The sequence below is a fragment of the Streptomyces sp. NPDC051041 genome, from assembly GCF_044456065.1.
In the GTDB taxonomy this organism is placed as follows: domain Bacteria; phylum Actinomycetota; class Actinomycetes; order Streptomycetales; family Streptomycetaceae; genus Streptomyces; species Streptomyces glaucus.
The window spans coordinates 1-14,808 of the sequence record NZ_JBITFM010000007.1; the positions used below are offsets into that span (position 1 = coordinate 1).

6 protein-coding genes, 1 tRNA gene and 1 rRNA gene are annotated in these 14,808 nt (G+C 70.8%); 7 read left to right on the forward strand and 1 reads right to left on the reverse strand.

Features of this window, described 5'->3' with window-relative positions:
* From rrf to ACIBAI_RS14165, 3 genes are all read left to right on the forward strand, one after another.
* Positions 1-87, forward strand: a 5S ribosomal RNA gene (gene rrf, locus ACIBAI_RS14155); the annotation flags it as partial.
* Positions 88-201: 114 nt separating this feature from the next.
* Positions 202-864 (forward strand): DegT/DnrJ/EryC1/StrS family aminotransferase, encoded by a 663-nt coding sequence (locus tag ACIBAI_RS14160; RefSeq protein WP_399034416.1) that lies wholly within the window; start codon positions 202-204, stop codon positions 862-864.
* Between the two features lie 98 nt (positions 865-962).
* Positions 963-1,038: transfer RNA gene (locus tag ACIBAI_RS14165), tRNA-Thr, on the forward strand.
* 65 nt (positions 1,039-1,103) lie between these two features.
* Here the strand turns inward: ACIBAI_RS14165 and ACIBAI_RS14170 are convergent.
* Positions 1,104-3,857, reverse strand: coding sequence for a SpoIIE family protein phosphatase (locus tag ACIBAI_RS14170; protein WP_399033992.1), 2,754 nt, complete (start codon positions 3,855-3,857; stop codon positions 1,104-1,106).
* 394 nt (positions 3,858-4,251) lie between these two features.
* Between ACIBAI_RS14170 and ACIBAI_RS14175 the strand changes: the two genes are divergently transcribed.
* The 4 genes from ACIBAI_RS14175 to ACIBAI_RS14190 all read left to right on the forward strand — a co-directional run bounded on the left by ACIBAI_RS14175 (position 4,252) and on the right by ACIBAI_RS14190 (position 14,787).
* Complete coding sequence (locus ACIBAI_RS14175) at positions 4,252-9,729, forward strand: HAMP domain-containing protein (protein ID WP_399033994.1); 5,478 nt, start codon at positions 4,252-4,254, stop codon at positions 9,727-9,729.
* A 307-nt stretch (positions 9,730-10,036) separates the two neighbouring features.
* Complete coding sequence (locus ACIBAI_RS14180; RefSeq protein ID WP_399033996.1) at positions 10,037-10,711, forward strand: two-component system response regulator; 675 nt, start codon at positions 10,037-10,039, stop codon at positions 10,709-10,711.
* Positions 10,712-10,932: 221 nt separating this feature from the next.
* Positions 10,933-13,671: a DNA translocase FtsK gene (locus tag ACIBAI_RS14185; protein ID WP_399033998.1), complete on the forward strand. Its 2,739-nt coding sequence runs from the start codon at positions 10,933-10,935 to the stop codon at positions 13,669-13,671.
* Between the two features lie 267 nt (positions 13,672-13,938).
* Complete coding sequence (locus ACIBAI_RS14190; protein WP_399034001.1) at positions 13,939-14,787, forward strand: helix-turn-helix domain-containing protein; 849 nt, start codon at positions 13,939-13,941, stop codon at positions 14,785-14,787.
* The last annotated feature ends 21 nt before the right edge of the window (positions 14,788-14,808 follow it).

Sequence of the window (14,808 nt, forward strand, 5' to 3'; positions counted from 1 at the left end):
GGTTACATTCCGAACCCGGAAGCTAAGCCTTACAGCGCCGATGGTACTGCAGGGGGGACCCTGTGGGAGAGTAGGACGCCGCCGAACAATTTGTGAAAGGGTTGGACCCCGAACTTCGGTTCCGGGTCCAACCCTTTTTTGCTGTGCGTCACTTGAAGTTCACGTTGCGCACCCAGCATCCAGGGCATGGGTACTGCTGCAATGCTCAGGGCCGCCGGTGTCGGAGTCGGTGACGAGGTCATCGTGCCGGCCTTCGGGAACGTGGAAGTCTCCGAGGCCGTCGCCCTGACCGGTGCGCTTCCGGCGTTCGCCGACATAGACCCCGTGACGTACTGCCTGGATCCGTCCGCCGTGGCGGCGGCGGTGACCCCGCGGACGGCGGCGGTGGTCGTCGTACACCGCTTCGGCCGGACGGCCGATGTGGGGCGGTTGCGGGCGCTCGCGCAGCGGCACGGGCTGCTCGTACTGGAACAGGGGGAGTCAGAGGCGCCGTACGACGAGGTCGCGCAGCGCAGGGAGCGGGCCGCCTACCTCGACGCGAAGCTGCGGGGGGTGCGGACACCCGACGGAGGCGACGGACACACCTATCAGCAGTACGTGGTGCGGGTACCGGGCAACGGGCGGCCGGACCGGGATGCCTTCGCCCGCGCCGTGCGGGCCAGGGGAGTCGAGTGCCGGGTGCCGGTGAAGACGCCGGTGCATCGGCTGCCGGAGTTCCGGCGGTGCGTGGCCCTGCCGGAGACCGAGCGGGCCGCCGCCGAGACCCTCGCGCTGCCGGTCGACGCCTCGTTGACCAGAAGGGACATGCAGCGGATCGTGTCCGCGTGCAACGCGCTGGGGGGACTGCTCCAGCCGGCCCTCTGAACGGATGGCGTGACGGGGCGGTCGTGGTTGGGAACACGGGTCGGTTCGGGGTATGATCTATTCCGTTGCCGCGAGGGAAACTTCGGAAAAGGCGACAGGCCCCTATAGCTCAGTCGGCAGAGCGTCTCCATGGTAAGGAGAAGGTCAACGGTTCGATTCCGTTTGGGGGCTCCAGCGAAAAGGCCCCGCCCATCACAGGGCGGGGCCTTTTCGTTCCCCGATCCGTTTCTGACTCCTGCTCAGTCCTTGTGTGGCTCCGGCACCCGCATCGCCAGGATCGCCATGTCGTCGGACGGGGCGTCCGACGCGAAACGCTCCACCGCGCGCATGATGCGGGCGGCCACCGCGCCGGCCGTCAGACCCGTACAGGTCGTGAGGACATCGGCGAGGCCGTCGTCGCCCAGCATGCGCGTACCCTCGCGGCGCTCGGTGACGCCGTCCGTGACGCACAGCAGGACATCGCCCGGATCGAGGGTGACCGTCTCCTCGTACAGCTCCAGATCGTCGATGACGCCCAGGAGCGGCTGGGGCTCGGCGGCCGGCTCGACCGTGCCGTCCTGGCGCAGGCGCAGCGGGAGGGGATGGCCGGCGCAGACCACCTTCAGCTCCGCGCCGCCGTCCTCCTGCGGCCGCAGCTCGCCGTACAGCAGCGTCAGGAAGCGGCTGCGCGCACCCTCGTCGAGGATCGCGGAGTTCAGGCGCTCCAGCACCGCGGGGCCGCTCAGGCCCTCGCGGGCCAGCAGCCGCAGCGCGTGCCGGGCGAGGCCCGTGACCGCCGCCGCGTTCGGGCCTGTACCGCAGACGTCGCCGATGGCGAAGCCGTAGGCGCCGTCGCGGATGGGGAAGACGTCGTAGAAGTCGCCCCCGACCTCGTTGCCCTCGCCGGCCGCGCGGTAGATGACCTCGACCTCGACGCCCTGGATCCGGGGGAGTTCGGGCGGCAGGAGACTGCGCTGGAGGGACTGGCTGATGGCCGTGCGCTCCGAGTACAGGCGGGCGTTGTCCAGAGCCAGGGCCGCCCGGCGGGACAGGTCCTCGGCCAGTTCCAGGATCTCCTGGCGGAAGTGCTCGTCGGTCGGCTTGCCGAGCGTCAGCATGCCGATGACGCGGTTGCGGGCGACCAGCGGCAGGACGACCGTTTCGCCGCCGACCGCGGAGGCCGTGGCCAGGGTCGGGCCGATGCCCGACGCCATCCGCTGGACCGGGCCGCCGTTCAGACCGAGGCTGCGCATGGAACTGCGCAGGGCCGCCTGGTGCGCGACCTCGGCGGGGGCCGTCCAGACGCGGGCGCCGGGGGTGGGGACCGGGTCGGGCGGAGGAATCCTCGACAGCAGGTGCTTGATGCCGTCGATGAGTTCCTCGTCCTCGTGCAGGACGTACGACAGGTCCGGCTCCGAGGCCTGGTCGGCGATCGTGTACACCGCGCACCAGGTGGCCAGCGTCGGAACCGTCATCTGGGCCATCAGGGCCAGTGTCTGGTCGCGGTCCAGGGTGCCCGCGAGGAGGTCGGAGGCCTCGACCAGGAAGCTCAGCGAGCCGCGGCGCAGGCGCTCCAGCTCGCCCAGACGGGCCGACTCGACGGCCAGGGCGATGCGGTCGGCGGCGAACTGCAGGCGCAGCGCCTCCTCGTTGGAGTAGCGCCGCGGGGCCTCGGCGGCGACGCCGAGGGAACCGGTGAGACGGCCCTCGACCTTCAGGGGGACGGTGACGACCGAGCGCATGCCGGTGCCGTTGAGCAGCGGTACGGCGCCGGGTACGGCCGTGAGGTCGTCATGGACGGCGGGCATACGGGCGGAGCCGTAACGGCCGGGGCCCGCCTCGACGGGGACGCGGGCGAAGCGCTGGCGGGCGGAGGGCAGGCCCGTGGAGGCGCGGACCTCCAGTTCGGTTTCGTCGTCGGTGGCCAGGAGCAGGAAGGCGGCGTCGCCGTCGAGCATGTCGCGGGCGCGTTCCACCGTGCGCTGGAGCAGGCCGTCGAGGTCGTCCGGTGCCGGAGAGCCGATGAACAGCTCGAAGGGATCGGTGCTCTGCTTCTCCGAGGCGCCGCCCGCGTCGGACGCCGGGACGCGCGACGGCGTCTGCAGGACGGCGCGCTCGTGGTCCCGGACCAGGAGGCAGACCGTCGACGGTTCACCGCCGGTGTCGCGGACACGCAGGTGGGAGGCGTACACCGGTGTCACCCGGCCGTTGGCGGCGCGGATGCCGTAGCTGCCCTCCCAGCGGGAGAGTTGGAGCGCCTCGGCGATGCCGGTGCCGGTGCCCGGGGTGTGCGGCCAGGCCGCGAGGTCGGTCAGGGGCTTGCCGACGACCTGCTCGGCCGGGTAGCCGAAGAGCTCCTCGGCGTCCTCGTTCCAGGCGCTGATGGCGCCCGTGCGGTCGATCTGGACGACGGCGACGCGGACGCGGCCGTCGGCGAGCGGGAGGAGTTCGACCGGGAGGGAGGGGCCCGCGGTGCGGGTGCCGACCGGGCGTTCGGGGAGGTCGAGCTGGAACCAGACGTTCTTGTGGGTGGGCGTGTAGTCGACGCCCCAGCGTTCGGCCAGGGCCGCGCACAGCTGGAGACCGCGGCCGCCCTCGCAGTCGGGGCTGCCCATGTTGACGGCCGCCCCCTGGAGAGGAATCTCACGTTCCGGGTAGCGGTCGGAGACCTCGATCCGTACGCCGCCGTCGCTGCGCAGGCACACGACCTCCGCGGAGGTGCCGGCGTGCACCACGGCGTTGGTCACCAGCTCGCTGGTGAGAACGACGGCGTCGTCGACGACGTCGGCGAAGCCCCAGCCCTGCAGGGTGTCCCGGACGAAGGAGCGGGCGCTCGCGACCGATCGTCCGACGGGCTCGAAGCTGGCGGCCGCGCGCGCGGTGATCACAGAACTCCTCGACTCTTTCTCCACGTGCAGGGCTTCGACGCCGGCCGGTTCGTGCCGCTGCTGCGGCAGGCCGTCCGCCGGCCCGGGGTCCGGGGGCTGTCCCCCCGGGATCAGTCCGGTGGTCATGTGTCCGGCCGCCCCTCCGATGCCCGCTCGTCTCCGTGCCACCGCCCAGGCCGGACGGACCGGCGTGGCTGGACAGCCGCAAGCAAGGTTACTTACCTTCGCCGTCCGTGCGGATGCCGGTCCGCGGTGTTTCCGCCCGAGGGAGTGCGGACGATGTGCGAAGCTGCCGAACTGTTATGGCCTGGTTCGGCGGGAGTGAAACACTGGGCAGGGTTCCTGTGAAGGTCCGGGCGCGCCGAGTGTCTTGCGTGCGGAGCGGGCAGCAGCCCCGGCGGCGGCCCGCCGGGCCGGGCGGGAACACACAGCAGTACGGAAAACACGCGGTAGTAACCGGTACGCCGAGCGGCGGTACCCGGGCACGGCGGTAATGGTCGACCCCTGCGGGAGGGACACAGTGGAGTCTGGCGCAGCGACGCGGGGCACGAAGACGCGCGCGAAAGGCGGACCGTCCCTGAACAACCGGCGCAGTACGCGCAATGGCACCACTACGGTGGACACCGCTGCCCTGAACCGGCTGCTGGCGGCTCTGACGGCCATGCGGGACGGGAACTTCCGCAAACGGCTCACGGTGTCCGGGGACGGCGTGATGTCCGAGATCGCGGCGGTCTTCAACGAGGTGGCCGACCGCAATCTCCACCTCACGGGTGAGCTGGCGCGGGTGCGGCGCATGGTCGGACGTGAGGGAAAGCTCACCGAGCGGTTGGAGACGGGCGCCTGCGAGGGGTCCTGGGCGGCCGCGATCGACAACTCGAACGCGCTGGTGGACGACCTGGTACAGCCCGTCTCCGAGGTCGGCCGGGTGCTGTCCGCGGTGGCGGAGGGCGACCTGTCGCCGCGCATGGAGCTGCGGACGCAGGGGCCGGACGGGACCGGGCATCCCCTGCGGGGCGAGTTCCTCAAGGTCGCCCGTACGGTGAACAACCTGGTCGACCAGTTGTCCACGTTCACCGACGAGGTCACGCGGGTGGCCAGTGAGGTGGGGACCGAGGGCAAGCTGGGCGGGCAGGCCCGGGTGCGCGGCATGTCCGGTTCGTGGAAGGACCTCACGGAGTCCGTCAACACGATGGCGCACCGGCTGACGGCCCAGGTCCGGGACATCGCGCTGGTGACGACGGCGGTCGCCAAGGGGGACCTGTCGCGCAAGGTCACGGTGCACGTGGCCGGGGAGATGCTGGAGCTGAAGAACACCGTCAACACGATGGTCGACCAGCTCTCCGCGTTCTCCTCGGAGGTGACGCGGGTCGCGCGCGAGGTGGGCACCGAGGGCGCGCTGGGCGGTCAGGCGCAGGTGCCCGGGGTGGCCGGCGTGTGGAAGGAGCTCACCGACTCCGTCAACACCATGGCCGGGAACCTCACCGCCCAGGTGCGCGGGATCTCCGAGGTGACGACGGCGGTCGCCAACGGCGACCTGTCGCGGAAGGTGACCGTGCCGGCGCGCGGCGAGGTCGCGCAGCTCGCCGAGACCATCAACCAGATGACCGAGACGCTGCGGATCTTCGCGGACGAGGTCACGCGCGTGGCCAACGAGGTCGGCGCCGAGGGGCGGCTCGGCGGGCAGGCGAACGTGCCGGGCGCGGCCGGGACGTGGAAGGACCTGACGGACTCCGTCAACACCGTGTTCCGGAACCTGACGACCCAGGTGCGGGACATCGCCGCCGTCACCACGGCGGTGGCCAACGGCGATCTGTCGCAGAAGGTCACCGTGGACGTGGCCGGGGAGATGCTGGAGCTGAAGAACACCGTCAACGGGATGGTGGACCAGCTCTCGGCGTTCGGCTCCGAGGTCACGCGGGTGGCCCGCGAGGTCGGTGTCGAGGGCGAGCTCGGCGGGCAGGCGCAGGTGCCGGGCGCGGCGGGCACGTGGAAGGACCTGACGGACTCCGTCAACACGGCGTTCCGCAATCTCACCGGACAGGTGAGGAACATCGCCCAGGTGACGACGGCGGTGGCCAACGGCGATCTGTCGCAGAAGGTCACCGTGGACGTCTCCGGCGAGATGCTCCAGCTGAAGAACACCGTGAACACGATGGTGGACCAGCTGTCGTCGTTCGCCGACCAGGTCACCCGCATGGCCCGGGACGTGGGCACCGAGGGCCGCCTGGGCGGTCAGGCGGTGGTGCCGGGCGTGTCCGGGACGTGGAAGGAGCTCACCGACTCCGTCAACTTCATGGCGGGCAACCTCACCTCCCAGGTGCGGCAGATCGCCCAGGTGACGACGGCGGTGGCGCGGGGCGACCTCTCCCAGAAGATCGACGTCGACGCGCGCGGGGAGATCCTGGAGCTGAAGAACACCATCAACACGATGGTCGACCAGCTCTCCGCCTTCGCCGACCAGGTGACCCGGGTGGCCCGGGAGGTGGGCACGGAGGGCCGGCTCGGCGGTCAGGCCAGGGTGGACGGCGTCGCCGGGGTGTGGCGCGACCTGACCGACTCCGTGAACGGCATGGCGGGCAACCTGACCGCGCAGGTGCGCAACATCGCGCAGGTCGCCACCGCCGTGGCCCGCGGCGACCTCTCCCAGAAGATCACCGTGGACGCGCGCGGGGAGATCCTGGAGCTGAAGAACACCCTGAACACGATGGTGGACCAGCTGTCATCGTTCGCCCAGGAGGTCACGCGGGTGGCCCGGGAGGTCGGTACCGAGGGCATCCTCGGCGGCCAGGCCGAGGTGCAGGGCGTCGCCGGCACCTGGAAGGACCTCACGCAGTCCGTGAACGGCATGGCCAACAACCTGACCATGCAGGTGCGCAACATCGCCGAGGTCACCACCGCCGTCGCCAAGGGCGACCTGTCGAAGAAGATCACCGTCGACGCCAAGGGCGAGATCCTCGAACTCGTCACCACCGTCAACACGATGGTCGACCAGCTGTCCTCGTTCGCCGAGCAGGTGACCCGGGTGGCCCGCGAGGTGGGCACCGAGGGCATCCTCGGCGGGCAGGCGAACGTGCCCGGCGTCACGGGCATCTGGAAGGACCTCAGCGACAACGTCAACCTGATGGCGAAGAACCTCACCGTGCAGGTGCGGAACATCTCCCAGGTGGCCGCCGCGGTCGCCAACGGCGACCTGACGCGGACGGTGACGATCGAGGCGCGCGGTGAGGTCGCGCAGCTCGCGGACACCATCAACACGATGGTGAAGACGCTCAGTTCGTTCGCCGACCAGGTCACCAAGGTGGCCCGCGAGGTGGGTACGGACGGCATCCTCGGCGGGCAGGCGCACGTACCGGGTGTGGCCGGCACGTGGAAGGACCTCACCGAGTCGGTGAACCAGATGGCGTCCAACCTGACCGGCCAGGTCCGCAACATCGCCATGGTGACCACGGCCATCGCCAAGGGCGACCTGACCAAGAAGATCGACATCGACGCGCGCGGGGAGATCCTGGAGCTGAAGACCACCATCAACACGATGGTCGACCAGCTGTCCTCCTTCGCGGAGGAGGTCACGCGGGTGGCCCGCGAGGTGGGCACGGAGGGCCGGCTCGGCGGTCAGGCCCGGGTGCGGGACGTCGACGGCACCTGGCGGGACCTGACGGAGTCCGTGAACGAGATGGCCGGGAACCTGACCCGGCAGGTGCGCGCCATCGCGCGCGTGGCGACCGCGGTGACCCGCGGCGACCTGAACCTGAAGATCGACGTCGACGCGTCCGGCGAGATCCAGGAACTGCAGGACTACATCAACAAGATGATCGCCAACCTGCGCGACACCACGATCGCCAACGAGGAGCAGGACTGGCTCAAGGGCAACCTCGCCCGTATCTCGGCGCTGATGCAGGGCCGCCGCGACCTGGAGGACGTCGCCTCGCTGATCATGAGCGAGCTGACCCCGGTGGTCTCGGCGCAGCACGGCGCGTTCTTCCTGGCGATGCCGCTGGTCGACGGCCAGGACGCGGGCGTCGCGGGCGACGACCAGTACGAGCTGCGCATGCTCGGCTCGTACGGCTACTCCATGGGCTCCATGCCGACGTCCTTCCGGCCGGGGGAGGCGCTGGTCGGGACGGCGGCCAAGGAGAAGCGCACGATCCTGGTGGAGAACGCGCCGACCGGTTACCTGAAGATCTCCTCGGGTCTCGGGGAGGCGCCGCCCGCCCAGGTGATCGTGCTTCCCGTGCTGTTCGAGGGGAAGGTGCTCGGCGTCATCGAGCTGGCGTCCTTCACGCCGTTCACGCAGATCCAGAAGGACTTCCTCAACCAGATCGCCGAGATGATCGCGACGAGCGTCAACACCATCTCCGTCAACACCAAGACGGAGCAGCTGCTGAAGCAGTCGCAGGAGCTGACCGAGCAGCTGCGGGAGAGGTCGGCCGAGTTGGAGCAGCGGCAGAAGGCCCTGCAGGCGTCCAACGCCGAACTGGAGGAGAAGGCCGAGCTGCTGGCCCGGCAGAACCGCGACATCGAGGTGAAGAACACCGAGATCGAGGAGGCGCGGCAGGTCCTGGAGGAGCGCGCCGAGCAGCTCGCCGTGTCGATGCGGTACAAGAGCGAGTTCCTGGCCAACATGTCGCACGAGCTGCGCACCCCGCTCAACTCGCTGCTGATCCTGGCCAAGCTGCTCGCCGACAACGCGGAGGGCAACCTCTCCCCGAAGCAGGTCGAGTTCGCCGAGACCATCCACGGTGCCGGCTCCGACCTGCTCCAGCTCATCAACGACATCCTCGACCTGTCGAAGGTCGAGGCGGGCAAGATGGACGTCTCCCCGACGCGGATCGCGCTCGTCCAGCTCGTGGACTACGTGGAGGCCACCTTCCGGCCGCTGACCGCCGAGAAGGGCCTGGACCTGTCCGTCCGGGTGTCGCCGGAGCTGCCGGCCACCCTGCACACCGACGAGCAGCGGCTGCTGCAGGTGCTGCGCAACCTGCTGTCCAACGCGGTGAAGTTCACCGACTCCGGATCGGTGGAGCTGGTCATCCGGCCCGCGCGGGACGACGTCCCGCAGCAGATCCGGGAGCAGCTGCTGGAGGCCGGTTCGCTGGCCGACCCGGACGCGGACCTGATCGCGTTCTCGGTGACCGACACCGGTATCGGCATCGCGGCCAGCAAGATGCGGGTGATCTTCGAGGCGTTCAAGCAGGCCGACGGCACCACCAGCCGCAAGTACGGCGGCACCGGGCTCGGGCTGTCCATCTCGCGGGAGATCGCGCAGTTGCTCGGCGGTGAGATCCACGCGCAGAGCGAGCCGGGCCGCGGCTCGACGTTCACGCTCTACCTGCCGCTGCACCCGGCCGAGCTGCCGCCGCAGGGCTACCAGCAGCCCGTGCCCGCCCTGGAGGCCGGTGAGCTGGTGGCGTCGGCGGCCGGGACGTCCGAGCTGTCCGACGTGGAGATCGAGACGCCGGCCGAGGTGAAGTCGTACCAGGAGACGCAGAACGGTCCCGCCGCGCTCTTCCGGCGCCGGCGCAGGACCTCGCCGTTCGGCGAGCAGCGCGCCGGGCGGCAGCAGGAGCAGTGGCCGATGGCGGAGCAGGAGGCGGCGCCGCAGGCACGCCGGAGCATCCGGTTCGGCGGCCAGAAGGTGCTGATCGTCGACGACGACATCCGCAACGTCTTCGCGCTCACCAGCGTCCTGGAGCAGCACGGCCTGTCCGTGCTGTACGCCGAGAACGGCCGCGAGGGCATCGAGGTCCTGGAGCAGCACGACGACGTGGCGGTCGTCCTGATGGACATCATGATGCCCGAGATGGACGGGTACGCCACGACCACGGCGATCCGCAGGATGCCGCAGTTCGCCGGGCTGCCGATCATCGCGCTGACCGCCAAGGCGATGAAGGGCGACCGGGAGAAGGCGCTCGAGTCGGGCGCCTCGGACTACGTGACGAAACCGGTCGACCCCGATCACCTGCTGTCGGTGATGGAGCGGTGGATGCGAGGAGAGTGAGGGGAGTGTCCGAAGGCCGTGCGCAGGTGGCGGGAACCTTTGGTGTGCGCGCGCGGTCGCTGACCCGGCGCGTCCGGCGTCGTGTAGAAGTAGATGATTCGGGGAACCTTCTGGTCTCCCGCCACGTTTCTGCTACGTGCACAGTGACATCGTGGTGACAGGGTGTGGCGAAGGGTGGGGTGCGACTACGATGACCGGCACAAGGACGGGCGGCGCAAGGGAGTCGTCCCCCGGGGCGGCACCCACCGGTGTTTCCCCAAGTCCTGCGGACCGGGGAGGCCCCAAGCCGGGGCGAGGAGGGCGGGCCATGGTGCAGAAGGCCAAGATCCTCCTGGTCGATGACCGGCCGGAGAATCTGCTGGCGCTGGAGGCGATCCTCTCTGCGCTCGATCAGACGCTGGTGCGGGCATCGTCCGGGGAGGAAGCGCTCAAAGCACTGCTCACGGACGATTTCGCGGTCATTCTGCTGGACGTCCAGATGCCGGGCATGGACGGGTTCGAGACCGCCGCGCACATCAAACGGCGGGAGCGGACCCGGGACATCCCGATCATCTTCCTCACCGCGATCAACCACGGTCCGCACCACACCTTCCGCGGGTATGCGGCGGGCGCGGTGGACTACATCTCCAAGCCGTTCGACCCGTGGGTGCTGCGCGCGAAGGTCTCCGTCTTCGTCGAGCTGTACATGAAGAACTGCCAGCTGCGGGAGCAGGCGGCGCTGCTGCGGCTCCAGTTGGAGGGCAGCGGCAAGGACGCGGACGGTGAGGCGAAGGAGTCGGCGGGGCTGCTCGCCGAGCTGTCGGCGCGGCTCGCGGCGGTCGAGGAGCAGGCCGAGGCGCTGTCCAAGCAGCTCAACGACGAGTCGACGGACGCGGCGGCGGTGGCCACGGCCGCCCATCTGGAACGCAAGCTCACCGGATTGCGGCGAGCGCTGGACGCACTGGAACCGGGGACCTCCGGTGGCCAGGCCGCGGTGAACTGACGCCGGTCGCTGCGGGCCGGGGCGGTCCGTCGCGCCGGGGCGCGGGCCGGTGCCACGCGGCCGGGCCTGGACGGTTCGCCGGTGCTTCCGGGCGCCTCCGGTGAAGTCGCGTCACCAGCCACGTCGGACGCGCCAGTTCCGCCCCTTCGGCAGAGCGACACGAACGGGTGAAGCCGTGGGCACACGTGTCCGCCGTCGTCTCCCCCGGTAACCTCACACCCATGGCCTCACGTCCCTCCGCAGCCAAGAAGCCGCCCGCGAAGAAGGCGGCCGCTTCCGCGAAGGCTCCGGCGAGGAAGGCCGCTGCCCCAAGGGTCCCCGCGAAGAAGGCCCCCGCTAAGCGGCCGCCCGCCAGGAAGGCCGCGGCGAGGAAGCCCGCGCCCAGACCGGCGCCCAGCCCCACGGCGGGCGTCTTCCGGCTCGTGCGCGCGCTCTGGCTCGGCCTCGCGCACGCCGTCGGGGCCGTGTTCCGCGGCATAGGGCAGGGGGCCAGGAACCTCGACCCGGCGCACCGCAAGGACGGCGTCGCGCTGCTCCTGCTCGGCATCGCCCTGATCGTCGCCGCGGGCACCTGGGCCGATCTGGAGGGGCCCGTCGGCGACCTGGTCGAGATCCTCGTCACCGGCGCCTTCGGCCGGCTCGACCTGCTCGTGCCGATCCTGCTCGCGGTCGTCGCCGTCCGCCTCATCCGGCACCCGGAGAAGCCCGAGGCCAACGGCCGCATCGTGATCGGCCTGTCCGCGCTGGTCATCGGCGTGCTCGGGCAGGTGCACATCGCCTGCGGCTCGCCCGCCCGCGACGGCGGCATGCAGGCGATAAGGGACGCCGGCGGCCTCATCGGCTGGGCGGCGGCGACCCCGCTGTCGTACACCGTGACCGACGTCCTCGCCGTACCGCTGCTCGTGCTGCTGACGGTCTTCGGGCTGCTGGTGGTCACGGCCACGCCGGTCAACGCCATCCCGCAGCGGCTGCGGCTGCTCGGTGTGCGCCTCGGCCTGGTGCACGACCCCGGGGCGGAGGCGTACGGCGAGGACGACGAGCGGTACGAGCAGCAGTGGCGCGAGGCACTGCCCGCCGGGCCCCGCAGGCGCGGGCCCGCTCCGGAGGCGTACGAACCCGACCGCGCGGAGCAGGAGGCCCTGTCCCGGCGCCGCCGTCCGCGGCGGTCCGCGGCGGCGCCGCAGCCCGGCGCGGACCGGCCCATGGACGCCGTGGACGTCGCGGCGGCGGCCGCCGCCGCGCTCGACGGCGCCGTCCTGCACGGCATGCCGCCCTCGCCGGTCGTCGCCGACCTCACCCAGGGCGTGCGCGCGGGGGACCGCGAGCCGACCGCGCCGGTCCCGACGCCCGCGCCGGCCGCGCGCCCCCGGCAGGAGGAGCCCCCGCGGAAGCAGCCGACGACGGCGGTGCCCGACCTCACGAAGACCCCGCCCGCCCAGACCCGCGAGCTGCCGCCGCGCGCCGAGCAGCTCCAGCTGTCCGGCGACATCACCTACGCCCTGCCGTCCCTGGACCTCCTCCGGCGCGGAGGCCCCGGCAAGGCGCGCAGCGCCGCCAACGACGCCATCGTCGAGGCGCTCACCACCGTCTTCACCGAGTTCAAGGTCGACGCCCGGGTCACCGGCTTCACGCGCGGGCCGACGGTCACGCGCTACGAGGTCGAGCTCGGCCCCGCCGTGAAGGTCGAGCGGATCACCGCGCTGACCAAGAACATCGCGTACGCCGTCGCCAGCCCGGACGTACGGATCATCAGCCCGATCCCCGGCAAGTCGGCGGTCGGCATCGAGATCCCGAACACCGACCGGGAGATGGTCAACCTCGGTGACGTGCTGCGCCTCGCGGAGTCCGCGGAGGACGACGACCCGATGCTGGTCGCCTTCGGCAAGGACGTCGAGGGCGGCTACGTCATGCACTCGCTGGCGAAGATGCCGCACATGCTGGTCGCCGGCGCCACCGGGTCCGGCAAGTCGTCCTGCATCAACTGCCTGATCACCTCGGTCATGATGCGGGCGACCCCGGAGGACGTCCGGATGATCCTGGTCGACCCCAAGCGCGTCGAGCTGACCGCCTACGAGGGCATCCCGCACCTGATCACGCCGATCATCACCAACCCCAAGCGGGCCGCCGAGGCGCTCCAGTGGGTCGTACGCGAGATGGACATGCGCTACGACGACCTCGCGGCGTACGGCTACCGGCACATCGACGACTTCAACCGGGCCGTGCGCGAGGGCAAGGTCAAGGCGCCCGAGGGCAGCGAGCGCGAGCTGCAGCCGTACCCGTACCTGCTGGTGATCGTCGACGAGCTGGCCGACCTGATGATGGTCGCGCCGCGCGACGTCGAGGACGCGATCGTGCGGATCACCCAGCTCGCGCGCGCGGCCGGCATCCACCTGGTGCTCGCCACGCAGCGTCCGTCCGTCGACGTCGTCACCGGCCTGATCAAGGCCAACGTGCCGTCGCGGCTCGCCTTCGCCACGTCCTCGCTGGCGGACTCGCGGGTCATCCTCGACCAGCCGGGCGCGGAGAAGCTGATCGGCAAGGGCGACGGGCTGTTCCTGCCGATGGGCGCGAACAAGCCGATCCGCATGCAGGGCGCGTTCGTGACCGAGGAGGAGGTCGCGGCCGTCGTCCAGCACTGCAAGGACCAGATGGCGCCCGTCTTCCGGGACGACGTCGTCGTCGGCGGCAAGCAGAAGAAGGAGATCGACGAGGACATCGGCGACGACCTCGACCTGCTGTGCCAGGCGGCCGAACTGGTCGTCTCCACGCAGTTCGGGTCGACCTCCATGCTCCAGCGCAAGCTGCGCGTCGGCTTCGCCAAGGCCGGGCGGCTGATGGACCTCATGGAGTCGCGGAACATCGTCGGCCCGAGCGAGGGGTCGAAGGCGCGTGACGTTCTGGTGAAACCCGACGAGCTGGACGGTGTGCTGGCGATGATCCGGGGGGAGTCCGAGGGGTAGGGAGACGGAACGCGGTGGTCGCCCCACGGGAGCGGGACGCGGCGCCCCGGCCGGGGCGGTCGTGACCCATCCGTAAGGGATCATTGGGCAACCGTTTCCCCCCGCCGTACGTCAAGTTGAGGGAAGCGACAAACAGCCACTCCACCATCGGGAGGTCGGGCCATTCCGATGGCGTACAAAGTCCGACCGCCCGGTTGCCCCACCCTTTTGCACCCCCCCTAGACTGAACGTCCAGCACAGGCGGCTACACGCTCGAAAGGCGCCCCCGTGTCCATCGGCAACTCCCCTGAAGACGAGCGTCCGTTCGAAGACCACCGCGTCGAAGACGACCGCGAGGAAGACCGCCCCTCCATCGGCACCGCCCTGCGGCAGGCGCGCATCGCCGCCGGGCTGACCGTCGACGACATCAGCACCGCCACCCGGGTCCGCATCGCGATCGTGCGCGCCATCGAGGCGGACGACTTCGCTCCGTGCGGCGGGGACGTCTACGCCCGTGGGCACATCCGGACCCTGGCCAAGGCCGTGCACCTCGATCCGGCCCCGTTGCTCGCCCAGTACGACGCCGAGCGCGGCGGGCACCCGGCCCCGACCCCGGCCGCACCCCTGTTCGAGGCGGAACGCATCCGTCCCGAACGGCGCGGGCCCAACTGGACCGCCGCCATGGTCGCCGCGATCGTCGCCGTGATCGGCTTCGTGGCGTTCACGGCGTTCAAGGGCGACGGCGGCGACCGGACGCCGGTCGCCGGGGGAACCGCGCCGACCAGTGACACGTCCGCCTCGCCCACGCCGGAGTCCGGCGAGCCCACCGACCCGAAGCCGGAACCGACGGACAGCGCGATCGCGGCCGCGCCGCAGGACAAGGTGACCGTCCGGGTCAGCGCCACCGACGGGCGCAGCTGGATCTCCGCCAAGGACCACAACGGCCGACTGCTCTTCGACGGGCTGCTCAAGCAGGGCGAGTCCAGGACCTTCCAGGACAGCTCCGAGGTCAACCTCGTCCTGGGCGACGCCGGGGCGATCGAGCTGTACGTGAACGGCAAGAAGATCGAGGACGACTTTCAGCCGGGGTCCGTGGAGCGTCTGACCTACACCAAGGGCGACCCCGAGGCCGGGTGAGCGGTCCCGGGGGTGTCGGTG